Raw genomic sequence first — 22,503 nt, 5'->3', positions numbered from 1 at the left:
GCTTGACCTTGGTCACGAAGCGGTAACCTCGCACCGCACGGAAGACTACAGGTTTCCGGTTTTGCCACACATGTCCCGGGTTACCCCCGTGTACCCGAGTATGTGCGGATAAATCCGGATCTTGACCGGAAGGTTCCCCCATACTTCCATGACGCCCGAGATGCAGAAGTACATCGACCTGCTGGAGAGCCAGCTCGGCTACGCCGAGAAGGCCGGTGCGTACACCAAGTTCGGCGACTGGTACGGCAAGACCGTCGAGTTCGACGCCGACTACTCCGCCGCACCCTGGTGTGACATGTACCTCTCCTGGGCCGCGCACAAGCTCGGCTACCAGGAGTGGATCGGGCAGTTCGCCTGGACCGTACGGCACGCCGAATGGTTCAAGGCCCAGGGGGCCTGGGGGAAGACGCCCAAGCCCGGCGCGTTCGTCTTCTACGACTGGAGCGGCAGCGGCAAGATCGACAATATCGACCACGTCGGCATCGTCACGCGGGTCGAGGGCGACACGATCTTCACCATCGAGGGCAACATCGACGGCGGCGTCGCCAAGCGCAAGGAGCGCGACACCAGCAAGGTCGTCGGCTACGGCTACCCCGAGCGCGTCAAGGCCCGCCTCGACGAGGAAGCGGCCCAGAAGCGGGCCGACGAGCAGGCGGCGACGCCCGCCAGGCCCGGCACCGACGTGGGAACGCTCCAGCTCCCCGCCGACTCGCTCGCCTCCCTGATCCCGCACGTCGAGCAGGAGCGCGCCGCCGAGGCCCCGCTCGCCGCGCGTCCGAAGACCAAGACCGGCGAGCCGGCCAGGACCACGGCGTCCTCGCCGCCGGCGCCCGCCGCCGCGCCGTCCGCGTCCGCCTCGCCCGCGACGGGGGCCGCGCCCGCGCCGACGGCGGCGGCCGGGAGGTCGGGACAGAAGTCCAAGCACGCCAAGGCGACGACCGCCGACACCACGTCCGCCACCGCCGAGCCCCTGCCCACGCTCGTGGACGCCTCCTCGACCGGCTCGATTCCCGCGATCGGCTCCCCGTCGCTGGTCGGGTCCGCGCTGATCGCCGCGCTGGCGCTCGTCGCCCTGGCGAAGACCCGTCAGAGCCGCCTCCGTCCGGCGGCCGCCGCGAAGGCCGCCCGCGTACGCGCCGCCGCCCTTTCCGCGGACGAGGGCGTCACCCTGAGCATCGCCGCGCTGAACGTCACTTCGCCGGAGAGCACCTCCGTGGGCGCCTCCGTGGGCGTCGCAGCGGGCGCCGCTGCGGGCGTCAGTGCGGGTGTCACAGCGGGCGTCAGTGCGGGTGTCACCGCCGGCATCGCCGTGCCCGTCGCTCTGCCGGTTCCCGTGCCCGTCGCCGTGCCCCTTCCGGGGGCGCGTCCCAGGCGCGGCACCCACGCCGCGCCCTCACGCCACCGGCGTCGCCGCCGTCCCGCGGAGACGCGCCACGAGCACACCCGCCCCTCCTCGCCGCGCACCGGCGCCGAGCCCACCACCCCCTTCGAACGCGCCGCCGCTCCCTCCGGCACGGGCTTCGAACGCGCTGCCGCTTCCTCCGGCACGGGCTTCGAACGCGCGGCCGTCTCGCCCGACACCGGCCGGAGGCACCGCTTCGAGCTCGCCGCGGGCTCCCCCGAGACCGGCCGGGAGGACGCCGTCGAGTTCGCGGCCGCCTCGCCCGAGGCCGGTCAGGAGGGCCGCTTCGAGCTCGGGGCGGGCTCTTTCGAGGGCGGCCGGAGCCGCACCTTCGAGTTCGCCGCCCCCGTCCCCGAGCCCGGCCCCGCCGGCGGCGCCGAGCTCGCCGCCGGTGCGGACGCGTTCGAGGCGTTCGAGGCGTTCACCGACCGGGCAGCCCCGCCGCGGCGGCTGGACAGCGCCTCGTTCCGGCCCGCGCCCGACACGGCCCCCTTCGAGCCCATGTTCGACACCGGCCCCATGGTGCCGATCTCGCTCCCCCCGGCGACGAGCACGTTCAGTGCCTTCTCTCCCAGCCCCCGTCCGGGCGCCGAGGTCGCCGCCCGCACGAGGACGACGCCGCGGGCCGCCCAGGCGTCCGGGATCGGCGCGACGTACCAGGGCCGCCGCCGCCGCAGCGAGCCGGTCCCGGACGCGTACGCCTCCGATCACCCCTTCTTCATGGACGAGTTCACCGCCGACTCCGTCCCGCGCGGCCGCCGCCACCGTCGCGCCGGAACCGCCGGGACCGCGGGGATTGCCGCGCCCGCCATGAGCGCCGGGGTCGCCGTCTCGCAGCACCCGCAGGGCCGCGCGAGCACCATCGACGCCTTCGTCCAGGACGCCCCCCTGCGCGGCCGCCGTCACCGCGCCCCCACCCGCGAGATCGTCAGCACCCCCGACTGGGGACGTCAGCCCGCCTGAGGACGGCCCGCCGGCGACCGGACGCGGCCAGGCCGCGGAAAAGGCCAGGCCAACGGCGGCGCGGCGGCGTCGGGGTCAGGTCACGTCGTAGTCGGCGGCGAAGGCGGCCAGGCGGGTGACCGCGTCCCGGCTGCGCGTCCACGGCCGGACGATCAGCCGTTCCACTCCCAGCTCCGCCCAGGCGGCCACCTCGCCGGGCGAGCCCAGCGCGTACGCGTGCGCCGTGACCGGCACCCCCGCCCCCAGCCGCGCGAGCTGCGGCCTGATGGACTCGATCGTGTGCGGCATGCTGATCCACCCGTCGCACAGCCGGGACGCCCGGCGCAGCGCCGCCGCCGACTCCCCGCCGGCCAGCACCGGCAGCCGCCCCTGCACGGGCTTGGGCTCGAAGGCGACCTCCGGGAACCGGTAGAACCGTCCGGAATGGGCGACCACGGGTTCGGTCCAGAGCCGCCGGACGATCTCGATGACCTCGTCCAGCCGGGCGCCGCGGGTCTCGAAGGGCAGCCCGGCCGCCGCCCACTCCCCGCGGTACCAGCCCGCGCCCACGCCGCAGATCGCCCGTCCGTCCGACACCACGTCCAGGGTGGCGAAGGCGCGGGCCGAGACGAACGGGTGGCGCAGCGCCAGCAGGTGCACGGCGGTGCCGAGCCGGACGCGGGTGGTGAGCCCGGCCAGCCAGCACAGGTAGGCCGGGGCGTCGAACAGCGGGGTCGTCGGCTTGATGCCGGGGTCCTCGGTGCCCGGGTAGACGGCGAGCGACAGGTCGGTGGCGAACACCAGGTGCTCGGGCAGCCACACCGACTCGAACCCCAGCTCGTCGGCGGCCACGGCCACGTCCTTCCAGGCGTCGGGGTGCAGCAGCCCCAGCGGCACGCCGTACTTCACGGGTACCTCCGCAGGTCGCGGGCGCGCAGGCAGGCGCGGACGTGTTCGCGGTGGGCGGCGGTGGTGCCGTGCGCGGCCGACAGGGACCAGGCCCGCGCGAGCCAGAACCGCAGGTCCAGCTCCTCGGTGTAACCGATCGCGCCGTGGGTCTGCAGGGCGACCCGGGCGGCCAGCGTCGCCGCCTCGCCCGCCGCGGCCTTGGCGGCACTGGCGTCCCGCCCGGCCGTGGGCGCGTCCCGGTCGACGGACAGCGCCGCGCGGTGCACCAGCGGCGCGGCGAACTCGACGGCGACCGCCACGTCGGCGAGCCGGTGCCGGACGGCCTGGAAGGACCCGATCGCCGCGCCGAACTGCCTCCTGACCCCCGCGTACGACACCGAGACCGCGAGCAGCTCCCGCGCGACCCCGACGAGCTGGGCGGCGGTCGCCACCGCGACGGCCCGCGCCGCGAGCGCCACCCGGTCCCCGCCGGGCTCATCCCGTCCGGACGGCTCGAAGGCCACGTCGAACAGCGGCCGGCACGGATCCACCCCGGGCACGGCGGTGAGCCGCGCCTCGTGCGCGGGCAGCACCCGCACCCCCTCCCCCGTACGCGCCACGACCAGCACGTCGGCGAGATCGGCGTCGGCCAGGTACGCCTCCCCCGGCAGCAGCACCCCCACGCACACCCCGCCCGAGGCGAGCTCGGCCGGCTTGGCCGTCTCGGACGCCTCGGGCGCGAGGAAGGGCGTCAGGAACGCCGCCGCCACCGCCGTCTCGACCACCGGCCCCGGCAGGCAGGCCCGCCCGGTCTCCTCGACCGCGGGCAGCACGTCGGTCAGCCCGAGCCCGAGCCCGTCGAGCTCCGGCGGCAGCAGCAGCCCAAAGAACCCCAGCTCGGCGAGCCGGTCCCAGGCGGGACGGCGTTCGGTGCGCAGCGCGCCGGGCGGGCAGTGCGCCCGCAGCACGTCGCGCACGGTCGCCCCCAGGGCGAGTTGCTCGTCGGTGAAGGCGAAGTGCATGAGGGCGACTCCAGAGGGGTCATCGGGGCAGGCCCAGGACACGCTCGGCGATGATGTTGCGCTGGATCTCGTTGGTGCCCGCGTAGATGGGCCCGGCCAGCGAGAACAGGAAGCCGTCCAGCCAGGCCGTCCCGCCGGCGCGGTCGCCGAGCAGTTCCATGGCCAGCTCGTGCATCCGCAGGTCCAGCTCCGACCAGAAGACCTTGCCCATGCTGGCCGCCGCCCCGATCTCGTCTCCGGCCATGATCCGGCGGGCCGTGGCGAAGGTGTGCAGCCGGTACGCCTCGGCCGCCGTCCAGCAGCGCGCGGCCCGGTCGGCGAGGGCGGGGTCGGCGTCCAGGGCCAGGTCGAGGAGGCGGTCGGCGGTGGCGAGGAAGCGGCCGGGGCTGCGCAGGGTCAGGCCGCGTTCGGAGGACGTGGTGGACATCGCGATCCGCCAGCCGTCGCCGGGCTCGCCGAGCACCATGGAGTCGGGCGTGAACACCCCGTCGAAGTGCAGCTCGGCGAACCCGGGCAGGCCGTCGAGCTGGGCGATCGGCCGGACGGCGACCTCGTCGAGGGGGAACAGGAAGTAGGTCAGGCCCTTGTGCCTGGCGCCGGAGGTGCGGAAGAGGCCGAAGCCGTGGGAGGCGTGGGCGGCTCGGGAGCTCCAGGTCTTGTGCCCGTACAGGAGCCAGCCGCCGTCGGCGCGTTCGGCGCGGGCGGTGAGCGCGGCCAGGTCGCTGCCGGCCTCGGGCTCGGACCAGGCCTGCGCCCACACGTCCTCGGCCGTCGCCATCCGGGGCAGCCAGCGCCGCCGCTGCTCGGGGGTGCCGAAGCGCATGAGGCTGGGGGCCAGGAGGAAGATGCCGTTCTGGCTGACCCGGGCGGGGGCGCCGGCGGCCCAGTACTCCTCCTCGAAGATCAGCCACTCGATCAGGGACGCGGCCCGGCCGCCGTACTCGCGCGGCCAGGAGACGACCGACAGCCGCTCGCCGGCCAGCAGCGCCTCCCAGGCGCGGTGGGCCCGGAAGCCTTCGCCGGTGTCCATCGGCGGGAGCCGCTCGGGCACGTGGGCGGCCAGCCAGTCGCGAACCTCGGCGCGGAAGTCCAGCTCGGCCGGGGAGAAGTCGAGATCCACGAAACCAAACTAGCGCACGCTTGGTCTACTGGCCAGGCCGCCGTCCGTCGGCCTAGTGTGGACGTCGTGCAGGGTCTGCTGCTCCGGCTTTCCACGCTCGACACCGACGCCGAGAGCGCGGTGCGGGTCATCGCCTACTTCGACTCGCTGGTGCGCGACCACGTGACCGTGCCCGTGCTGCTCGCGGCCACCGCGCGGCTGGCGCGCTGTCCGGTCGGCCTGCACGACGCCACCGCCGGCCGGCGCCTCCGGACCGGCCCGGACGGCCGCGCCACCGACGCGCCGGCACCGCGCGCCGGGAAGGGACCCGCGGAAGGGCCCGGGGAGGGGCCCGCGGCGGAGGCCGGGGAGGGGCTCGCGGAGGGGGTGCGGGCGAGGGAGCTGAGCGGTGGGCTGGGCAGCGTGTGGATGGAACGCGAGGGCGTCCCCCACGGCCTCGACGACATCGTGCTCGAACGGTTCGCCGCCGCCGCCGAGCTGACCTTGGAACGCGCCGCCGCGCAGGCCCGCGAGGGCCGGGACCCGGCGCTGGTCGAGCTGGTGCTGTCGGCCGAGACCGGCGAGGCGGAACGGGCGCGGGCGCTGCGGCTGCTCGGCTTCGCGCCATCCACCCCGCTCCAGGCCATGGCGTTCGCCCTCCCCGGCGACGCGGTCGCGGCCGGGTTGCGGGCGATGGGGCACCACGTGCGTACGGCCAGGATCGGCGACACCCAGGCCGCGCTGGTGACCACCACCGTCGAGGGCGAGCTGCCCGAGGGCGCCCGCGTGGGCATCGGCCCCGAGCTGCCCGGGTCGCACGCCGCCGAGTCGTGGGCCAAGGCCCGCACGGCGCTGCGCTTCACCGGCCCGCACGACCGGGTGGTGCGCTGGACCGATCTCGGCGCGCTCGCGCTGTTCGCCGACCTGCCCGGCCCGGCCGTCGCGGAGCTGGCCGACGTGCGGGCGATGGCGCGGCTGAGCGAGGAGCACCTGCTCGCGGTGCGCGCGCTGTGCTCGGCCGGCTCGGTCCGCGCCGCCGCCACCGGGGCGCACCTGCACCACAGCTCGATGGCGGGCCGCATCGCGCGGGCGGAGTCGGTGCTGGGCTTCTCCCTCGCCGACCCGGCCGGACGCCTGCGCGCCCACCTCGCCCTGGCCCTGCTGCGCCTGCTGGCGAACGCCGCCACCGCTACAGGCGGTACGCCCGCCTGAGCGCGGCCAGCCGGGTCTCCCGCGCCCGCCTGCTCAGCGGGGTGTCGGGCACCATGACGTCGAACCCGTGGAAGGCTCCCGGGTAGAGGTGGAACTCGGTGGACACCCCGGCCCGCGCGAGCCGCTGTGCGTAGTCGATGTCCTCGTCCCTGAACACCTCCAGCTCGCCCACGTCGACGAACGCGGGCGGCAGCCCCGACAGGTCCTCGGCCCGCGCCGGCGCCGCGTACGGCGGGACGTCCGGGCCGCCCGCCCGATCGCCGAGCAGGGCGGACCAGCCGTAGAGGTTCGCGGCCCGGTCCCAGACCACGGCCTCGGTGAACTCCAGGCTCGACGGGGTGGTGTTGCGGTCGTCGAGCATCGGGCAGATCAGCATCTGGAGGACCACCTCGGGGCCGCCCCGGTCGCGGGCGAGCAGCACGGTCCCGGCGGCCAGCCCCCCACCCGCGCTGGCCCCGCCGACGGCCAGCCGGGGGGGGTCGATGCCCAGCTCCTCTGCGTTCTTGGCGGTCCACACCAGCCCCGCGTAGCAGTCCTCGACCGGCGCGGGGTGCGGGTGCTCGGGCGCCAGGCGGTAGTCGACGGAGACCACGACGACGCCGAGCCGCTCGACGTAGTCGATCATCGTGGCCTCGTCCACCTCGGGCACGCCGACGATCATGCCGCCGCCGTGGATCCAGTAGAGGCCGGGCCGGCCGGCGCCGTCCTGCGCGGGACGGTAGACGCGGACCCGGATGTCCGGTTCGCCGTCGGGGCCGGGGACGTGGCGGTCCTCGATGCGCACCTCGGTCTCGGCGGGCGGCATGGCGGCCAGCATCGCGTGGATCTGGGCCCGGTGCCCGGCCAGCTCCTCCGCGTCGAGGGCCGTCACGTCGAACGCCGGGAACGGCGCGTTCTCCAGGGCGGCACGCAGGTCCGGATCGAGGTTGGGGTGGAACGCCATGAGGACTTCCTTCCACGGAGGGGGCTTGCCGTACCCCTCGATGGTCGGATTTCGCGCGACGGTGCGGCAACCGCCATCCGGCTGCCGTTGCGCGCCCGCCGCCCGCCGTCCGGCGACCTCTGCCGGGGCCGGCCGAGGGCGGACGGGGCCGGCCGAGGGCGGACGGGGTCGGCCGGGGTCAGGTCAGCAGGGCGACGACCTGTTCGGCCAGGGGCGCGGCGCTGGCCGGGTTCTGGCCGGTGACCAGCCGGCCGTCCACGACGACCTGCGGCTGCCAGTCGGGGGCGGGCTCGTGCCGGGCGCCGCGCTCGGTCAGCGCGTCGGCCAGCAGGAACGGCACCACCCCTGCCACGCCCCGCGCGGTCTCCTCGCTGTTGGTGAAGGCGGCCACCCGCCGGCCGTCCACCAGGTGGGAGCCGTCGGACAAGGTGAGGCCGACCAGCGCGGCCGGGCCGTGGCAGACCGCCGCGACCACGCCGCCGCGCTCGTAGACCTCGCGGCCGACCCGGGCCACGTCGGGGTCGGCGGGGAAGTCCCACATGGTGCCGTGGCCGCCGGCGTACAGGACGGCGTCGTAGGCCGCGGCGTCCACGCCGGAGAGGGGGGCGGTGTCCTCGTCCAGGCCGGTGGCGAGGAAGGCGGCCTGCGCCGGGTCGTCCGGGTCGTGGCCGTCGCGGGGCGGCCGGCCGCCGGCGACGCTGGCGACGTCCACCTCGAAGCCGGCCTTGGTGAAGATCTGCCAGGGATGGGCCGCCTCGGGGACGTAGTATCCGGTACGCTCCACGCCGCCGAGGTCGTCATGGCTGGTCAACACGATCAGGATGCGCTTGCTCATGCCGTCGAGCATGGCCGGGAAGGCCCATCAGCCACAAATAGCGAAACGCCGGTCGTGGCATCAGAATGGTGATGTGTCCTCTCTCTCGCTGGACCTGCTGCGGACCTTCCTCGCCGTCCACAGGACCGGCTCCATCACCGCCGCCGCGCAGACGCTCGGCCTCTCGCAGCCCGCGGTGACCGCCCAGGTCAAGACGCTGGAGGCGACGCTCGACCGGCCGCTGTTCGACCGGCTGCCGCGCGGCGTCGCGCCCACCCCCGCCGCCGACGAGCTGGCCCGCCGGGTGGCCCCCGCCCTCGACGCGCTGGAGGAGGTGGCCGGCTCGGAGCTGCCCTCGGACGAGGCCGTGCACCTGGGCGGCCCGGCCGAGTTCCTGTGCGAGGAGGTCATGCCGATGCTCGCCCCGCTCGTCCGCGACGGGCTGCGTCTGCGCACCACCCTCGGCCTGGCCGACGACCTGCTGGCCGACCTCGCGGCCGGACGGCTGGACCTGGTGCTGTCCACGATCCGGCCCCGGGTGCGCGGCATCCAGGCGGATCCGGTCTACGACGAGGAGTTCGTCCTGGTGGCGGCGCCGTCCGTGGCCCGCGCGCTGCCGCCCGGCCGGGTCGGGCCCAAGGAGCTGGCCGCGGTCCCCGTGGTGGCCTACGCCGAGGAGCTGCCGATCGTGCGCCGCTACTGGCGGGCCGTCTTCGGGCGGCGGCCGTCGATGGCCGCGCAGGTCGTCATCCCGGACCTGCGCGGCGTGCTGAGCGCGGTGCGGGCCGGCATGGGGGTGTCCGTCCTGCCCGCGTACCTGTGCCGGCGCGACCTGGCCGAGGGCACGCTGGTCGCGCTGGGCGAGCCGGCGGAGCCGCCGATCAACACCGGCTACCTGGCCGTACGGTCGGGGGCGCCGGCCAGGCCGGCCGTGGGGCGGGTGCGGGCCCACCTGCTGGCGGCGTTCCGGGCGGCGCCGCCGTACTGAGGACGAAGGTGGATGACGGGCGATCAGCTTGGGCATGCTGGGCACATGTGTCATTCCACCGACAGCCGGCCGCCCGCCCCGCCGATCCGGGGCGAGGTCGCGGCGCACGAGCAGATCACCCTGACCTCCGCCGACGGCACCCGCTTCATGGCCTACCGGGCCGACCCGGCCGAGCCCAACGGCCGCGGCGTGGTGATCATGCCGGACGTGCGCGGCCTGCACCCGTTCTACCGTGACCTCGCGGTGCGCTTCGCCGAGGCGGGGTTCCGCACGATCGCGATCGACTACTTCGGCCGCACCGCCGCGACCGACGACCGGGGCGACGACTTCGACTACATGCCCCACGTCGACCAGCTCAAGCTCGACCAGGTGCAGGCCGACGCGGCGGCGGCGACCGCCGAGCTGGCCGCCGCCGGCCCGGTGTTCACGGTCGGCTTCTGCATGGGCGGCGCGCTGTCGTGGCGTCAGGGCGCGGAGGGCAACGGCCTGGCCGGGAGCATCGGCTTCTACGGGGCGCTGCGCTTCATCGACGAGCCGAAGACCGGCCCCGGCGCGCCGCTGCTGCTGCTCAGGGGTGGCGCGGACAAGGTGTCGAGCCCGGAGGAGTTCGACGCCTACACCGCGGCGCTGGACCGGGTGGGCACCGAGCACGAGACCCACGTCTACGAGGGCGCGCCCCACTCCTTCTTCGACCGCTCGTTCAAGGAGTGGGAGGGCATCTGCCAGGACGCCTGGCGCCGCATCCTGTCCTTCACCGAACGCCACTCAGCCTAGGTAGGCGGCCCGCACCACCGGATCGTCCCTGACCCGCGCCGGCGTCCCGGACGCGATGACCCTGCCCAGGTCCAGGACGACGATCCGGTCGCAGATCTCCATGACGAAGCCCATGTCGTGCTCGACCAGCAGCACGGTGGTGTCCAGGGCCCTGACGACCGCGCCGAGCCGGGCGGTCTGGGCGGCGTCCAGGCCGGAGGTGGGCTCGTCCAGCAGCAGGAGCCGCGGACGGTCGGCCAGCGCGCGGGCCAGCTCGACCATCCGGCGCTGCCCGACCGGCAGCGCGGCGGCGTAGGCGTCGCGCAGCGGGGTGAGCCCGCACAGGTCGAGCACCTCGGCCACGCGCGCGCCGCGCTCGCGCTCGATCCGCCGCCGGCCCGGCCACCCGGCCAGGTCGGCGGCCAGTCCGCCGCCGCCGCCGTGCCAGTCGAGCGCGGCCAGCACGTTCTGGGCCACGGTGAGCCGGCCGAACACCTGCGTGCGCTGGAACGTCCTGCGCACGCCGGCCCTGGCCCGCCGGAGCGCGGACACGCCGGTCAGGTCGCGCCCGTCCAGCGTGACGCGGCCCGCGACCGGCCTGCGCAGCCCGGACACCACGTCGAACAGCGTGGTCTTGCCCGCGCCGTTCGGCCCGATCACGCCGCAGACCTGGCCGGGCCCGGCCTCGAACGACACGCCGTCCAGCGCCCTGACGCCGCCAAAGGCCACGGACACGCCCTGCACCGCCAGCATGTCACCTCACCCCCAGGTAGGCGGCGGTCAGCCGGTCGCCGTCCACCTCCGAGCGGGGGCCCGTCCAGGTGACGGCGCCCAGCCGCATGAACGCGACCCGGTCGGCGACGGCCAGCGCCTCGGTCGCCTTCTCCTCGACCAGCAGCAGCGCCACGCCGCGGTCGCGCAGCTCGGCGAAGACGTCGAACACCTGCCGCACCACGAGCGGGGCCAGGCCGAGCGAGGGCTCGTCGGCGATCAGCACCCGCGGCGGGCGCACCAGGGCCGGGGCCAGCGTGAGGAGCTGCTGCTCGCCGCCCGACAGCGCGCCCGCGGCCACCGTACGGCGGGCCGCGAGCTGCGGCAGGCGCCGGTAGACCGGCTCCGGATCGTCCAGCCAGGTGCGCAGGTTCTCCTCCACGGTGAGCCCGGGGAAGACGCCCCGCCCTTCGGGGGCCAGCAGGACGCCGGCGCGCGCCCGCCGGTGCGCCGGCCAGGCGGTGACGTCCACGCCGTCGAGCAGGATCCGGCCGCCGGTCACCGGAAGGTCCCCGGCGGCGGCGGCGCACGTGGTGGACTTGCCCGCGCCGTTCGCGCCGAGCAGCGCCACCACCTCGCCGGGCCGCACCTCCAGCCGCACCCCGCGCAGCACGGTGCAGTCGGCGTAACCCGCCACGACGTCCTCCAGCACGAACAGCGGCCGGCCGGGCGAAGGCCAGGCAGGAACGGCAGGCGCGGCAGGCAGGGCAGGCAGGGCGGAAGCAGCGGCGGGGAGGCGGCGGGCGCGGCGGCGATGGCGGGCCTCGGCGAGCTGGGTGAGCACGCCGTCCGGATGCCGGGCCAGGATCATGCCGCCCGCGCCGAACAGGATCGACCCGACGTGCGCGGAGACGTCCCAGGTGGCCAGCAGTTCGGGCACGGCCACCGCGACCAGCCCGCCGAGCACCGCCCCGCCGATCCTGCGCACGCCCTGGAGCACCACCACGGCCAGCCAGACGAACCCGGCGAACGCCGGCAGGTCGGTGGCCGTCACCGACCCCTTGGAGATCGCGAACAGCACCCCGCCGAGCCCGGCGATCCCCGACGCCAGCACGAACAGCACGATCTTGGCGCGCGGCGCGGACAGCCCGGAGGTGACGGCCGCCGCGGGCGCCGACCGCACGGCCAGGACGGCCCGCCCCGACGCCGACCGCTCCAGGTTGCGCACCAGCAGCGCCACCAGCCCGATCAGCGCCAGCAGCACGGCCACCCGCACCCGCGGGTCGGAGGTGTCGGCGAAGCCGAGCCCGAGCGCCGGCAGCGCCCATCCGATGGTCCCGTTGCTGAAGGCGTCCACCTGGAACAGCACCTGGTCGGCCAGCAAGGCCAGGGCCAGCGTGGCCAGCGTCAGCACCCGCCCGCCCAGCCGCAGCGCGGGCAGCGCCACGACCAGCCCTACGGCCCCCGCGGCGGCCACCCCGAGCAGGATCGCCACGACGAACGGCAGCCCGGAGGCGAACGCCCACCCGCAGGTCAGCGCCGCCATGGCGGCGAAGGCGGCCTGCGCCAGGTTCACCATGCCGCCGATCCCGGTCACCACCACGAACGAGCAGAAGATCAGCGCCAGCACCAGCCCCTGGGCCGCGACGCCCACGTAGTACTCCGGCCCGAGCAGGGCGAAGGCCGCCAGCGCGGCCAGGCCCGCCGCCCACGGCAGCCGCCTGCGCCAGGCCGGCACCCCGGCCAGGTGGTCGGGCGGCGGGACGTCCTCGGCGGCGCTGCCCGCCACCCGCTCCCGCGACCGGTTCAGCAGCAGCAGCCCGGCGAACAGCAGGATCACCGGCACGGCCGTGCGCAGCCCGGTGACCTCCTCCAGGAAGTCGGTGTACCCGGCGACCAGGTTCTGCACGACGCCGAGCGCGAGTCCGGCGGCGAACGTCCAGGGGATCGAGCGCAGCCGTCCGAACACCGCCGCCGTCGCCGAGGCGAACAGCAGCACCGTGTACGCCGTCGCGTCCAGCCCGAGCACCGGCGCCGCCAGCACACCGGCCAGCCCGGCGAGCCCCGATCCGAGCATCCAGGCCAGCGCCGAGGTGGCGTCGGCGTCGATGCCCCGGAGCGTGGCCAGGCGACGGCGGTCCACGGCGGCGCGCATGCGCAGCCCGTACGGCGTGTGCCGCAGGAACGCCCACAACCCCGCCGCCGCGACGGCCGAGAAGGCGAAGGTGATGAGCTGGTCGGTGTCCAGCCGCACGCCGAGCGGGTCGAACGACTCGGCCGGATGGGGGCCGAGGCCGCGCGGCAGCGAGGTGGCGTCCGTGGCGGGCAGCCCGGCCAGCTCCACGGCCAGCAGGCCGAGCGCGGGCAGCGCGATCGTGAGCCCGATGGTGGCGACGATCTGCGCGGTCTCCCCCGCCTGGGCGAGCCCGCGGAACATGGCCCGGTGCAGCAGGTAGCCGAGCGCGGGCGCGAACAGCCCGGCCGCCACGACCGCCGACAGCCAGGCGGGCAGCCCGGCGGCGGCGGTGAGCTCGTAGAACACCAGGGCGGCCAGGAAGCCGACGGCGCCGTGGGCGAAGTTGAACACCCCGGTCGCCGCGTAGGACAGGGTCAGGCCGGAGCCCATGATCGCGAAGACGGCCCCGGTGACCAGGCCGCTGAGCACGTACTGGAGGATCATTTCAGCGGCACGTTGTCGAAGCAGGCCATCCTCCTGGCCACCTGGAAGGCCCCGCCCTCCAGTTTGACCAGGGCGCCGCAGCCGTTGGGCTCGTCGTGGTCCCGCGGGTAGCGGATGCGGCCGAAGCCGGGGTTCTCGTAGAGGTAGTCGCCGTTGGCGGTGGCCAGGAACTTCTCCCTGGTCAGGTCCTTGCCGGTGCGCTTGAGCACGTCGAGGAAGATGTCGGCGGCCCAGTAGCCGATCGCCAGGTGCTGGGTGAGCGCGGCGCCGGGGGCGACCTGCTCGACGTCCTTCTTGAGCTGGGCGATCTCGGGCGCCGGCGACTCGAACGGCTCGAACATGGGCGCGGCGATCACGCCGTCGAGCGCCTGCGCGCCGGCCGGGTCCTTGAGGATGGCCAGGTCGTAGCTGGTGGCGTCGGTGAGCACGCCCTTGTACCCGGCCCGCTTGAGCGCCGCGTAGAGCCCGACGTTGAACTTGGTGCCGGCGATCACCGAGACGACGACGTCGGGGGCCTTGCCGCCGTCCGAGGTCATGATCTTGTTGACGTACGGGAGCCAGTCGGGGGGCGGGGCGGCGGCCGGCAGGCCGGAGTTGACGCCGACCAGCTCGAACCCGGCCGCGGTGAACGACTGGGAGATGGTGGTGCCGCCGTACTTGCTGCCGCTGGAGTCGCTGGTCTGCACGTAGACGCTCTTGCCGGCGGCGCCGCCGAGCAGGTCGGCCATCTGCCTGCCCCACCACGTCTGGGAGCCGGCGCCCTGCTTGGGGGCCAGGCAGCCGTTGTAGCCGAACCCGGTCCTGGTGCCGCACCACTGCGGCCCGGTGGCCCAGCCGAACCAGGGGACGCCCTGCTGTTCGAGGAAGGCCGCCCCGCCGAAGTTCGGGGCGTGCACCGGGACCAGGGCGAACACCTGGTCCTTCTGGACGAGTTTCTTGGCCGCCGCGTCGCCCTTGGCCGCGTCCTGGGCGTCGTCCTCGGCGCCGATGAAGTCGATCTTCCGGCCGTGCACGCCGCCCTCGGCGTTGGCGCGGGCGAACCTGGCCTTCGCCCCGATCTCGGCGTCCCTGGTCGAGTAGCCGCTCGCGCTGGTCTTGGTCAGCACGCCGCCGATCTTGATGGTGGTGTCCGTCACTCCCGCGCCCGACTGGGCCGCGCCGCTCTGCCGGGCCGCGCAGCCGGCGACGAGCAGCGTCAGGATGAGCGCCGCCGCGCCCCGCCGTACCATGTTGTTCTCCTCGCGATTCGGCCTAGCGCTCGCTTGGTTTCGCTGAGCGTAGATTTGCCGGGAAGGGGTGTCAACGGCCTACCGAGCAACCGCTTGCTCGCAGCAGGCGCGCCGGGCTAGCGTGGGCCCATGCTGATGCGCGCGGCCGTGCTGACCGGGTTCCACGCCCCGATGGAGATCCGCGACGTCGAGATCGACGACCCCGGGCCCGGCGAGGTGCGCGTCCGGATCAGGGCCTCGGGCGTGTGCGGCTCCGACCTCAAGGCCATCGACGGCAAGAGCCCGGTGGTGGGCGCGCCGCCGTTCATCCTGGGGCACGAGAGCGCGGGCGTGGTGGAGAGCGTCGGCGCGGGCGTCACCTCCGTCCGGCCGGACGACCACGTCATCATCGCCATGAGCGGCCCCTGCGGGCGCTGCCGCCACTGCGGCTCCGGCCGCTTCCACCTGTGCTCGGGCCCGCAGCGGCTGCCGACCATCATGGGCGGCCCGCCCAGGGTCACCCTGGACGGCCGGGAGACCCGCCGCTTCATCGGCATCGGCTCGTTCGCCGAGTACGCGGTGGTCGCCGAGGCCATGTGCGTCAAGATCGCCAAGGACGCGCCCTTCGCCGCCATGTGCCTGCTGGCCTGCGGCGTGGTCACCGGCGTGGGCGCGGTGCTGAACGTGGCCGAGGTGCCGCCGGGCGCCTCGGTCCTGGTGGTCGGCTGCGGCGGCGTGGGGCTCAACGTCATCCAGGGCGCGGTGCTCGCCGGCGCCACCACGATCATCGCCGCGGACGTGGCCGAGGGGAAGCTCAAGCTGGCCGAGCGCTTCGGGGCCACCCACCTGCTCACCGCCGGCGACCTGCCCCGCCAGGTGAGCGCGCTGGTCCGCGGCGGCGTCGACTACGCCTTCGACGCGACCGGCGTCCCCGGCGTGCTGGCGGAGGCGTTCGCCGCCACCCAGCCGGGCGGGACCACGGTCATGGTCGGCAGCCCGCCCCAGGGCCATCCCATGGCGCTGGACACCGGCCTGCTGTTCTCCTCCCGCCGCCTCATGGGCACCCAGGGCGGCGACGCCGCGCCGCACCGCGACCTGCCCATGCTGGCCGCCCAGTACCTGCGCGGCCGTCTCGACCTCGACGGCCTGATCACCGAACGCCTCCCCCTCGACCGGATCAACGAGGCCGTCGCCCACGTCCGCCAGGGGACGGTCGCCCGCACGGTCATCACGTTCTGAGGCGCTATTCTAATTTCCTTTGGAATAGTGGAGGTTGTCCCATGTCGTACCCCCAGCAGCGCTACCTGGCCGAGACCGGCGAGATCAGCGCCACCCTCCGCCGGGCCGAGAACGGCCCCGACCTGTCGATGGCGACCGGCACCCGCGTCCACTACCTGGGCACCGGCGGCTCGACCAACGGCGCCTACGGCCTGTACCGCTGGGAGATGGGCCCGCGTCCCGGCGGCGCGTCCCCGCACTTCCACCGGACCATCACCGAGTCGTTCTACGTGCTGACCGGCACCGTCCAGCTCTACGACGGCGACAAGTGGGCCGACGGCCGCCCCGGCGACTTCCTGCACGTGCCCGAGGGCGGCGTGCACGCCTTCCGCAACGCCTCGGGCGAGCCGGCCTCGATGCTGGTGCTCTTCACGCCGGGCGCGCCGCGCGAGGCGTACTTCGAGGAGCTGGCCGAGATCACCCACAGCGGCCGCGAGCTCACCTCCGAGGAGTGGACCGAACTCTGGCTGCGCCACGACCAGTACGCGGTCTGATGGCGGATTTCCCCGAGGAGCCCGTCTACCGGCAGCTGGCCCGCGTCGGCAAGGCGCTGGCCAGCCCGGTGCGGCTGCGCCTGCTCGACGTGCTCGACCAGGGCGAGCGCACGGTCGAGGAGCTGGCGAAGGCGGCGGGCGTGCCGCTCAAGAACACCTCGGCCCAGCTCCAGCACCTGCACGCGGCCCACCTGGTGACCAGCCGCCGGGACGGCACGCGCATCCGCTACCGGCTGGCCGACGAGCAGGTCTCGCGCTTCCTGGGCGACCTCCAGCGTTTCGCCCACGACCGGCTGTCCGGCCTGCGCGAGGCGGTGCGGGAGCACCTGGGCGACCTGTCGGGCATCACGGCCGACGAGCTGGCCGCCAGGCTGGCCGACCCCGGCACGGTGGTCGTCGACGTCCGGTCGGCCGCCGCCTACGCCAAGGGCCACCTGCCGGGCGCGATCTCGGTGCCCCTGGACGACCTGGCGGGCCGCCTGGCCGAGCTGCCGGCCGACGCCCGGGTCGTGGCCTACTGCGGCGGGCCGTACTGCGTGCTCTCCCCGCAGGCCGCCCGCCTGCTGCGCGAGCGCGGTCTCGACGCCCGCCCGCTGGACGGCGGCCTGATCGGCTGGCGGCGTGCCGGGCACAAGGTCGTCCGGGAGCGTACTGTGAGCGGGTAATCGCCCACAGTGAGGGAGGTCCGCATGCTCGCCAGAGGAGCCGTCGCGGCCGGCCTGCTCGCGGTCGTGACGGTGGGCGGCGCCGGCCCTGCGCAGGCCCGCTACCGCTACGACTTCCGCAGCCGCGAGGTGGTCATCTGGAGCGAGCCGAAGGGCGGCGCGGCCCAGCTCGGCGTGGGCCGTCCCGGCGACGGCTTCGACTCCGACCGGTCGGAGGAGCACGAGCTGTTCCGCTGCGACGACGCCTTCGACAGCACCCTGTGGCACCACGGCACCGACGCGGCCACCGGCGTCGTCGGCTGGGTGCCGGCCTGCCACCTCGACGACCCCGACTGACCGGCCGCCGCCGGGGTCAGCGCCCGGCGGCCACCGGCTCCTGCGCGCGCTCGCGGCGCGGCTCCGGCTCGTCCTCCTCGTGCCCCTCGACCGACAGGTTCGGCAGCAGCCGGTCCAGCCAGCGCGGGCACCACCAGTTCGCCCGGCCGAGCAGCACCATCGTGGCCGGCACGAGGAAGCCGCGGATGACGGTCGCGTCCACCGCGATGGCCACGGCCAGGCCGACGCCGAACGTCTTGACCATCGCGTCCGGATAGGCGATGAACGCCACGAACACCGCCACCATGATCAGGGCGGCCGAGGTGATGACCCGGCCGGTCGAGCCGAGGCCCTCGGCCACCGCCCGGCTGTTGTCGCCGTGCCGGGCGTGGGCCTGGCGCACCGCCGTCAGCAGGAACACCTCGTAGTCCATCGACAGGCCGAACAGCACCGCGAACAGCATCAGCGGCACGTAGCTCTCGATCGGCACGGAGAAGAACAGCGTCTGGAGGTAGGAGGAGTCCATGGGGGCGTCCATGCCGACCAGGCCGCTGCCGAGGCCGATCGAGAACACCAGCGCGAGCGCGCCGAACGCGGCGCCCAGCGACACCAGGTTCATCACGGCGGCCTTGATCGCGACGACCGGCGCGCGGAAGGCGAACAGCAGGAGCAGCGCGCTGAGCAGCACGACCACGCCGATGACCAGCGGGGTGCGCTCGTTCATGCGGTCGCCGGCGTCGGTCAGCCCGGCCACCTTGCCGCCGACGTGCACCTGGACGCCCGGGATCGAAATGGCCCTGACCTCCCTGACCACCTCGGCCGCCTTCGGGTCGCTCGGCGCGTAGTCGCTGATCGTCTGGAGCAGGACCGAGCGGCCGGAGTCGTTCACCTTCGGGTCCGACACGTGGGCGACCCCGTCGACGCGGGCGACCTCGTCGGCGATCCGCTTCACGGTGGCGTCCCCGGCGCCGGAGACCTTCTCCGGCAGCTCGGCGACCACGATCAGCGGGCCGTTGCTGCCGGGCCCGAAGGCCGTGGCCATCAGCTCGTACGCGCGCCGCCCGGCCGAGTCCTTGGCCGCGTAGCCCTCGTCCAGGGGCCCCAGCTTCAGCGCGAGCGCGGGCGCGGCCAGCGCGCCGAGCACCAGGACGCTGCCGATCAGCACCCGCCACGGCCGGCGCGCCACCCACGCGCCGAGCCCGGCCCAGCCGGCGCCCCCGCCGCGGGTGGACGACCGCCCGCGCACCAGCGGCACCTTGAGCGCGTTGACGCGGTGGCCGAGCAGCCCGAGCAGGGCGGGCACGAGCGTGACCGAGGTCAGCACGGCGAAGACGACGGAGATGCCGGTCACCCAGCCGAGCGTGCTGAGCAGCGGGAACCCGGCCAGCATCAGCGCGCTCAACGCGATGATCACCGTGCCGCCGGCGAACACGACGGCCCCGCCCGAGCTGGCCACCGTCCGGCGCACGGACTCCACGACCGGCACGCCGTCGGCCAGCAGCTTGCGGTGGCGCGACAGCAGGAACAGCGCGTAGTCGATGCCGACGCCGAGCCCGATCATCGTGGACATGATCCCGGCCTGCTTCGGCATGTCGACGACGTAGCCGAGCAGGCCGATCACGCCGAGCCCGGTCGCGACGCTGACCAGCGCGGCGAAGATCGGCACCATCGCGGCGACCAGCGTCCCGAAGGCGAAGACCAGCACGAGCAGCGCGCAGACCACGCCGATGATCTCGCTCGGCCCGGTCTTGATCTCCTTGCTGGCCGGGTTGGAGTCGGCGGCGGGCACCACTTCCAGCCCGGCGTCCCTGGCCGGGGCCGCGGCGTCGGACAGGGCCTGGGTGTCCTCGCCCACCTTGTCGGGGTCGTTGCCCTGCATCTTGACGGTGATCACGCCGATCTGCAGGTTCGAGGCGATGCCGCCCATCCGGTAGGGCGTGTCCACCTGGACGACGTGCGGCATCGTGCGCATCGCGGCCACCGAGCGCTCGACGGCCTGCTTGCGCGGTTCGTCGGTGAGCTTCCCGTCCGCGGAGTACAGCAGGAGTTGCACGGTTCCGCCGGTGGCGTAGCCGGGGCCGAAGCCCTCCTTCATCAGGTCGTGCGCGCGCTGCGCGTCGGTGCCCGGGATGGAGGCGTCGTTGCTGACCGGGCTGCCGAGCGCGAGGCTCGCGCCCATCAGGCCTGCGGCCAGGGCCACCCATAAGGCCAGCACGATCCGCCCGTGCCGCGCACACCAGCCACCCAGCCGACCAAGAAACCGCGTCATCGTCTCGCCCCTGCCCGACGGCCGTCCTGTACGGTCGTACAGGACTACGATAAAACGGAGGACATCCGAAATTCCGGATCCCGTGGGAAATGAGACGATGACCACACCCGACGACACCCGCTCCCGGATCCTGGCGGCCGCGCGCGAGCTGTTCGCCGAGCGCGGCTACGCGGGCACCTCGCTGGCCGACATCGCCGCCGCGGTCGGGCTGACCAAGACCGCCGTCGCCTACCACTTCCACCCCAAGGACCGGCTGGCCTCCGAACTGCTCTCCCCCGCCGCGGCCGAGATGATCACGCTGCTCGACACCGACCACCCCGACCGCAAGGCGTTCGTCGAGGCCCTGGCCGTCTTCGCGGTCCGGCACCGCGCGGTGATCCGCCTGTTCATGGAGGACCTGGCGGCCGACGACACCCAGCCGCCCGGCTCCGAGCGCGCGGTCGTCGGCACGTTCAGGGACGAGATCTTCGCCAAGCTCGCCGGCGAGAACCCGGGCCCCGAGGCCAGGGTCAGGTGCTGGGCGCTGCTCGGGGCGTTGCAGTGGGGGGTGGTCAAGACCATGGACCTGCCCGAGGACCAGGTCACCGCGGTCATGCTGGAGTCCGCGCTGGCCTTCTGACGACTTCCCCGCTGCGTCCCCGCCGCTTCCCCGCTGCTTTCCGGCCGCTTCTCCGCCGCTTTCCGGCGCGCCGGTGGTGGCTACAGGCCGGTCGAGGGGTCGGTGGCGGGGCCGGTCGGGGTCTGCGTGGGCTCCTCGGGGCCGGGGCCGCCGGACTGGCCGACGACGCCGACCGTGATCACCACCACGTCCCCGGGCGCGGCGCAGGTTCCCGGGGTCAGGCTCTGGCTCAGGACGGTGTCCGCCTTGGCATCGTCGTCCACGACCTGGGCGCGGGACCGTACCGTGAAGCCGGCCGCGACCAGGCCGGCCCGGCCGTCGGCGCGGGACCGCCCCACCACGGACGGCACCTGCACGCCCTGGCGGGCCACCGTGAGCGCCACCGGCGCGCCGCCCGGCAGCCGCGCGCCCGCCTCCGGCCGCGTCGCGAGCACCTGGCCGTCCGGCCGGCCGGAGCAGGCCCGGGTGACCGTCCCCGCCGCAAGTCCGGCGGCGGTGAGCGCCGCCTCGGCCTCCTTGCGCCCCTGCCCGACCAGGGACGGCACCGGCATCCCCGCCGACACCTCCAGCGCGACCGCGCCGCCCCGGCCCACCACCGTGCCGGCCGCCGGACGGCTGCCCAGGACCCGGCCGATCTCCCGCGGCGAGTCGGTCCTGGTGACCGCGCCGACGGTCAGCCCGGCCTGCTTGAGCGCCTTGACCGCGTCGGCCCGGTCCAGGCCGGTCAGCGGCGGGACCACGACCGTCACCGGCCGCCCGGCTGTCGGCTCGCCGGTGGGCACCCCGACCGGTACGCCGGTGGGCTCGACGGCGGGCGCGACGGTGGGCACGCGCTGCCGGTCCGCCGTCTTCCCGCCCGGCCGCGAGGAGGCGTGCGCCGAACCCGCCGGGCGCGGCGGCGGCGCCGGCAGCACGGACGCCTGGCCGGAGCGGTGGCCGTTGAGCGCGGGCACGATCACGGTGAGCACGACCGCGGTCACCACCAGCGCCGCGCACACCGCCACGACCGCCTGCACCCACCGGGCCCCGCGTCCCCGGCCCGGCCGGTCCGGCGCGCCCGTCCCGGCCCGCGTCCGCAGGCCGTCCGACGGCCTCGGGCCTGGCGGGGGCGCACCGACCGGCGTCGTCGGGCCTGGCGGGGGCGCCTCGACCGGCGTCGTCGGGCCGGGCTGGGCCGCCGGGCCGGTGGACGTGGGAGGTTCCGGCCCGGCTCCCGTCCGCGAGCGCAGGTGGTAGGCGCCGGCCACGCCGGTGACCTCCGGCTCGGCCAGCGGCACGGGGGGACGCTGCCCGGGGACCAGCGGCACGTCGCCGTGCCCCCGGTCCGGCGCGTCCGGCTCGCCGAGCAGCGCGAGCAGCAGTTCCCTGCTGGTGGGCCGGTTCCTGACGTCCTTGTCCAGGCAGGCGGCGACCAGCACGCGCAGCCGCCCGTCCAGCCGGCCCAGCTCGGGCGGCGCGGTCAGGATGCGGTGCAGCACCGGCGCCACCGAGTCCTGCCCGAACGGCGCGCTCGCGTTGGCCGCGAAGCACATCGTCGCGCCCCAGGAGAAGACGTCGGCCGCCCCGGTCACGGCCGAGGCGGTGATCTGCTCGGGAGCCATGTACGCCGGCGTGCCCACGCCCCTGTTCGTCACCGTGGCCGCCGCGTCCAGCGCCCTGGCCAGCCCGAAGTCGATCACCCGCGGCCCGTCGGGCCCGAGCAGCACGTTCTGCGGCTTGAAGTCCCGGTGCACGATGCCCGCCCGGTGGATCGCGGCCAGCGCGGTCGCGGTGCCGACCGCCAGCCGCTCCAGCGCTCCGCCGTGCCGCGGCCCGGTCAGCGAGACCTCCCGGTGCAGCGAGGGCCCGTCGACGTACTCGCTCACGATGTACGGCCGGCCCTCGTCGAACCCGGCGTCGATCACCTGGGCCGTGCAGAACCGCGCCACGTGCTTGGCCAGCTCCACCTCGCGCAGGAACGCGCCCTGCTCATCCCCCACGGGCCCGTGCAGCAGCTTGACCGCGTACCTCTCGCCGCTTCGCGAACCGAGGAACACCGCGCCCTGCCCGCCTTCACCCAGCCGCCCGGCGAGCTCGTACTCGCCGAGTCTGTGCGGGTCCCCCGTTCTCAGCGGCTGCGCCGTCGGCACGGGGCGCCTCCCCTCGCCGCCACCCCTTCTTGCTCTCCACTGAAGGCAACGGGCGGCGTTCAGTCAACAGTG

General features: G+C 75.0%; 19 protein-coding genes. 9 read left to right on the top strand and 10 right to left on the bottom strand.

The annotated features are described in order from the left end of the window. The first annotated feature begins 148 nt into the window (after positions 1–148). Positions 149–2,365, top strand: coding sequence for a CHAP domain-containing protein (locus ACIBQ8_RS12680; protein ID WP_397191982.1), 2,217 nt, complete (start codon positions 149–151; stop codon positions 2,363–2,365). Positions 2,366–2,440: 75 nt separating this feature from the next. Here the strand turns inward: ACIBQ8_RS12680 and ACIBQ8_RS12675 are convergent, their stop codons facing one another. Genes ACIBQ8_RS12675 through ACIBQ8_RS12665 form a run of 3 tightly spaced genes read right to left on the bottom strand, consistent with a single transcriptional unit; the run spans position 2,441 to position 5,374 of the window. After that, complete coding sequence (locus ACIBQ8_RS12675; protein WP_387681852.1) at positions 2,441–3,253, bottom strand: TIGR03619 family F420-dependent LLM class oxidoreductase; 813 nt, start codon at positions 3,251–3,253, stop codon at positions 2,441–2,443. Then, entirely contained in the window at positions 3,250–4,254 is a 1,005-nt protein-coding gene (locus ACIBQ8_RS12670; RefSeq protein WP_397179595.1) for an acyl-CoA dehydrogenase family protein, read from the bottom strand. Before ACIBQ8_RS12670 ends, ACIBQ8_RS12675 begins: the two co-directional genes overlap by 4 nt. 19 nt (positions 4,255–4,273) lie before the next feature. Beyond that, positions 4,274–5,374 carry an acyl-CoA dehydrogenase family protein gene (locus tag ACIBQ8_RS12665; RefSeq protein WP_397179594.1) on the bottom strand — a complete coding sequence of 367 codons (1,101 nt, stop codon included), beginning with the start codon at positions 5,372–5,374 and terminating at the stop codon, positions 4,274–4,276. 66 nt (positions 5,375–5,440) lie between these two features. On the opposite strand from ACIBQ8_RS12665, the gene ACIBQ8_RS12660 reads away from it, so the two are divergent. Then, positions 5,441–6,565 carry a helix-turn-helix domain-containing protein gene (locus ACIBQ8_RS12660; protein ID WP_397191981.1) on the top strand — a complete coding sequence of 375 codons (1,125 nt, stop codon included), beginning with the start codon at positions 5,441–5,443 and terminating at the stop codon, positions 6,563–6,565. On the opposite strand, the gene ACIBQ8_RS12655 is transcribed toward ACIBQ8_RS12660, so the two are convergent. After that, positions 6,543–7,508 carry an alpha/beta hydrolase gene (locus ACIBQ8_RS12655; protein ID WP_397191980.1) on the bottom strand — a complete coding sequence of 322 codons (966 nt, stop codon included), beginning with the start codon at positions 7,506–7,508 and terminating at the stop codon, positions 6,543–6,545. The genes ACIBQ8_RS12660 and ACIBQ8_RS12655 overlap by 23 nt on opposite strands. Before the next feature lie 178 nt (positions 7,509–7,686). Continuing rightward, positions 7,687–8,343, bottom strand: a complete 657-nt coding sequence (locus tag ACIBQ8_RS12650) for a type 1 glutamine amidotransferase domain-containing protein (protein ID WP_397179591.1) — start codon at positions 8,341–8,343, stop codon at positions 7,687–7,689. A 73-nt stretch (positions 8,344–8,416) separates the two neighbouring features. Here ACIBQ8_RS12650 and ACIBQ8_RS12645 point away from each other — a divergent pair, with 73 nt between their 5' ends. Together ACIBQ8_RS12645 and ACIBQ8_RS12640 are read left to right on the top strand one after the other, a co-directional pair. Beyond that, the gene (locus ACIBQ8_RS12645; RefSeq protein ID WP_397191979.1) at positions 8,417–9,310 is read left to right on the top strand and encodes a LysR family transcriptional regulator; all 894 of its coding nucleotides are present in this window, start codon (positions 8,417–8,419) and stop codon (positions 9,308–9,310) included. 45 nt (positions 9,311–9,355) lie between these two features. After that, on the top strand, positions 9,356–10,084 hold the full coding sequence (locus ACIBQ8_RS12640; RefSeq protein ID WP_397179589.1) for a dienelactone hydrolase family protein: 729 nt from the start codon (positions 9,356–9,358) through the stop codon (positions 10,082–10,084). Here ACIBQ8_RS12640 and ACIBQ8_RS12635 read toward each other — a convergent pair. From ACIBQ8_RS12635 to ACIBQ8_RS12625, 3 genes are read right to left on the bottom strand one after another with little or no spacing between them, the layout of a single operon-like run. Next, positions 10,076–10,816, bottom strand: coding sequence for an ABC transporter ATP-binding protein (locus ACIBQ8_RS12635; RefSeq protein WP_397191978.1), 741 nt, complete (start codon positions 10,814–10,816; stop codon positions 10,076–10,078). The two genes, ACIBQ8_RS12640 and ACIBQ8_RS12635, sit on opposite strands and share 9 nt — an antisense overlap. 1 nt (position 10,817) lies before the next feature. Beyond that, positions 10,818–13,454 (bottom strand): ATP-binding cassette domain-containing protein, encoded by a 2,637-nt coding sequence (locus ACIBQ8_RS12630; protein ID WP_397191977.1) that lies wholly within the window; start codon positions 13,452–13,454, stop codon positions 10,818–10,820. Continuing rightward, positions 13,451–14,683, bottom strand: coding sequence for an ABC transporter substrate-binding protein (locus tag ACIBQ8_RS12625; RefSeq protein WP_397191976.1), 1,233 nt, complete (start codon positions 14,681–14,683; stop codon positions 13,451–13,453). Before ACIBQ8_RS12625 ends, ACIBQ8_RS12630 begins: the two co-directional genes overlap by 4 nt. Before the next feature lie 129 nt (positions 14,684–14,812). Here ACIBQ8_RS12625 and ACIBQ8_RS12620 point away from each other — a divergent pair, with 129 nt between their 5' ends. Genes ACIBQ8_RS12620 through ACIBQ8_RS12605 form a run of 4 tightly spaced genes read left to right on the top strand, consistent with a single transcriptional unit; the run spans position 14,813 to position 17,435 of the window. Continuing rightward, positions 14,813–15,901: an alcohol dehydrogenase catalytic domain-containing protein gene (locus ACIBQ8_RS12620; protein WP_397191975.1), complete on the top strand. Its 1,089-nt coding sequence runs from the start codon at positions 14,813–14,815 to the stop codon at positions 15,899–15,901. Between the two features lie 41 nt (positions 15,902–15,942). After that, positions 15,943–16,434 carry a cupin domain-containing protein gene (locus ACIBQ8_RS12615; RefSeq protein WP_397179584.1) on the top strand — a complete coding sequence of 164 codons (492 nt, stop codon included), beginning with the start codon at positions 15,943–15,945 and terminating at the stop codon, positions 16,432–16,434. Continuing rightward, complete coding sequence (locus tag ACIBQ8_RS12610) at positions 16,434–17,099, top strand: ArsR/SmtB family transcription factor (RefSeq protein ID WP_397179582.1); 666 nt, start codon at positions 16,434–16,436, stop codon at positions 17,097–17,099. Before ACIBQ8_RS12615 ends, ACIBQ8_RS12610 begins: the two co-directional genes overlap by 1 nt. Positions 17,100–17,123: 24 nt before the next feature. After that, positions 17,124–17,435 carry a hypothetical protein gene (locus tag ACIBQ8_RS12605; RefSeq protein ID WP_352319407.1) on the top strand — a complete coding sequence of 104 codons (312 nt, stop codon included), beginning with the start codon at positions 17,124–17,126 and terminating at the stop codon, positions 17,433–17,435. Positions 17,436–17,451: 16 nt separating this feature from the next. On the opposite strand, the gene ACIBQ8_RS12600 is transcribed toward ACIBQ8_RS12605, so the two are convergent. Beyond that, positions 17,452–19,629 (bottom strand): MMPL family transporter, encoded by a 2,178-nt coding sequence (locus tag ACIBQ8_RS12600; RefSeq protein WP_397191974.1) that lies wholly within the window; start codon positions 19,627–19,629, stop codon positions 17,452–17,454. A gap of 151 nt (positions 19,630–19,780) precedes the next feature. On the opposite strand from ACIBQ8_RS12600, the gene ACIBQ8_RS12595 reads away from it, so the two are divergent. Beyond that, a complete protein-coding gene (locus ACIBQ8_RS12595) occupies positions 19,781–20,302 on the top strand; it encodes a TetR/AcrR family transcriptional regulator (RefSeq protein WP_397179579.1) in 522 nt (173 codons plus the stop codon). Between the two features lie 80 nt (positions 20,303–20,382). On the opposite strand, the gene ACIBQ8_RS12590 is transcribed toward ACIBQ8_RS12595, so the two are convergent. Next, complete coding sequence (locus ACIBQ8_RS12590) at positions 20,383–22,431, bottom strand: PASTA domain-containing protein (protein WP_397191973.1); 2,049 nt, start codon at positions 22,429–22,431, stop codon at positions 20,383–20,385. Positions 22,432–22,503: the final 72 nt, after the last annotated feature.

The sequence above is a fragment of the Nonomuraea sp. NPDC049646 genome (assembly GCF_044465525.1).
Classification (GTDB): domain Bacteria; phylum Actinomycetota; class Actinomycetes; order Streptosporangiales; family Streptosporangiaceae; genus Nonomuraea.
Note: the sequence above shows the minus strand (reverse complement) of the source record. Positions and strands in the feature narration are given on the sequence as shown.

Excerpts from the sequence above, each read along its gene's own strand:
- ACIBQ8_RS12610 (WP_397179582.1), top strand. The coding sequence starts at position 16,434 with ATGGCGGATTTCCCCGAGGAGCCCGTCTACCGGCAGCTGGCCCGCGTC.
- ACIBQ8_RS12595 (WP_397179579.1), top strand. The coding sequence starts at position 19,781 with ATGACCACACCCGACGACACCCGCTCCCGGATCCTGGCGGCCGCGCGC.
- ACIBQ8_RS12620 (WP_397191975.1), top strand. The coding sequence starts at position 14,813 with ATGCTGATGCGCGCGGCCGTGCTGACCGGGTTCCACGCCCCGATGGAG.
- ACIBQ8_RS12605 (WP_352319407.1), top strand. The coding sequence starts at position 17,124 with ATGCTCGCCAGAGGAGCCGTCGCGGCCGGCCTGCTCGCGGTCGTGACG.
- ACIBQ8_RS12680 (WP_397191982.1), top strand. The coding sequence starts at position 149 with ATGACGCCCGAGATGCAGAAGTACATCGACCTGCTGGAGAGCCAGCTC.
- ACIBQ8_RS12670 (WP_397179595.1), bottom strand. The coding sequence starts at position 4,254 with ATGCACTTCGCCTTCACCGACGAGCAACTCGCCCTGGGGGCGACCGTG.
- ACIBQ8_RS12655 (WP_397191980.1), bottom strand. The coding sequence starts at position 7,508 with ATGGCGTTCCACCCCAACCTCGATCCGGACCTGCGTGCCGCCCTGGAG.
- ACIBQ8_RS12615 (WP_397179584.1), top strand. The coding sequence starts at position 15,943 with ATGTCGTACCCCCAGCAGCGCTACCTGGCCGAGACCGGCGAGATCAGC.
- ACIBQ8_RS12650 (WP_397179591.1), bottom strand. The coding sequence starts at position 8,343 with ATGAGCAAGCGCATCCTGATCGTGTTGACCAGCCATGACGACCTCGGC.
- ACIBQ8_RS12635 (WP_397191978.1), bottom strand. The coding sequence starts at position 10,816 with ATGCTGGCGGTGCAGGGCGTGTCCGTGGCCTTTGGCGGCGTCAGGGCG.
- ACIBQ8_RS12625 (WP_397191976.1), bottom strand. The coding sequence starts at position 14,683 with ATGGTACGGCGGGGCGCGGCGGCGCTCATCCTGACGCTGCTCGTCGCC.
- ACIBQ8_RS12640 (WP_397179589.1), top strand. The coding sequence starts at position 9,356 with ATGTGTCATTCCACCGACAGCCGGCCGCCCGCCCCGCCGATCCGGGGC.
- ACIBQ8_RS12630 (WP_397191977.1), bottom strand. The coding sequence starts at position 13,454 with ATGATCCTCCAGTACGTGCTCAGCGGCCTGGTCACCGGGGCCGTCTTC.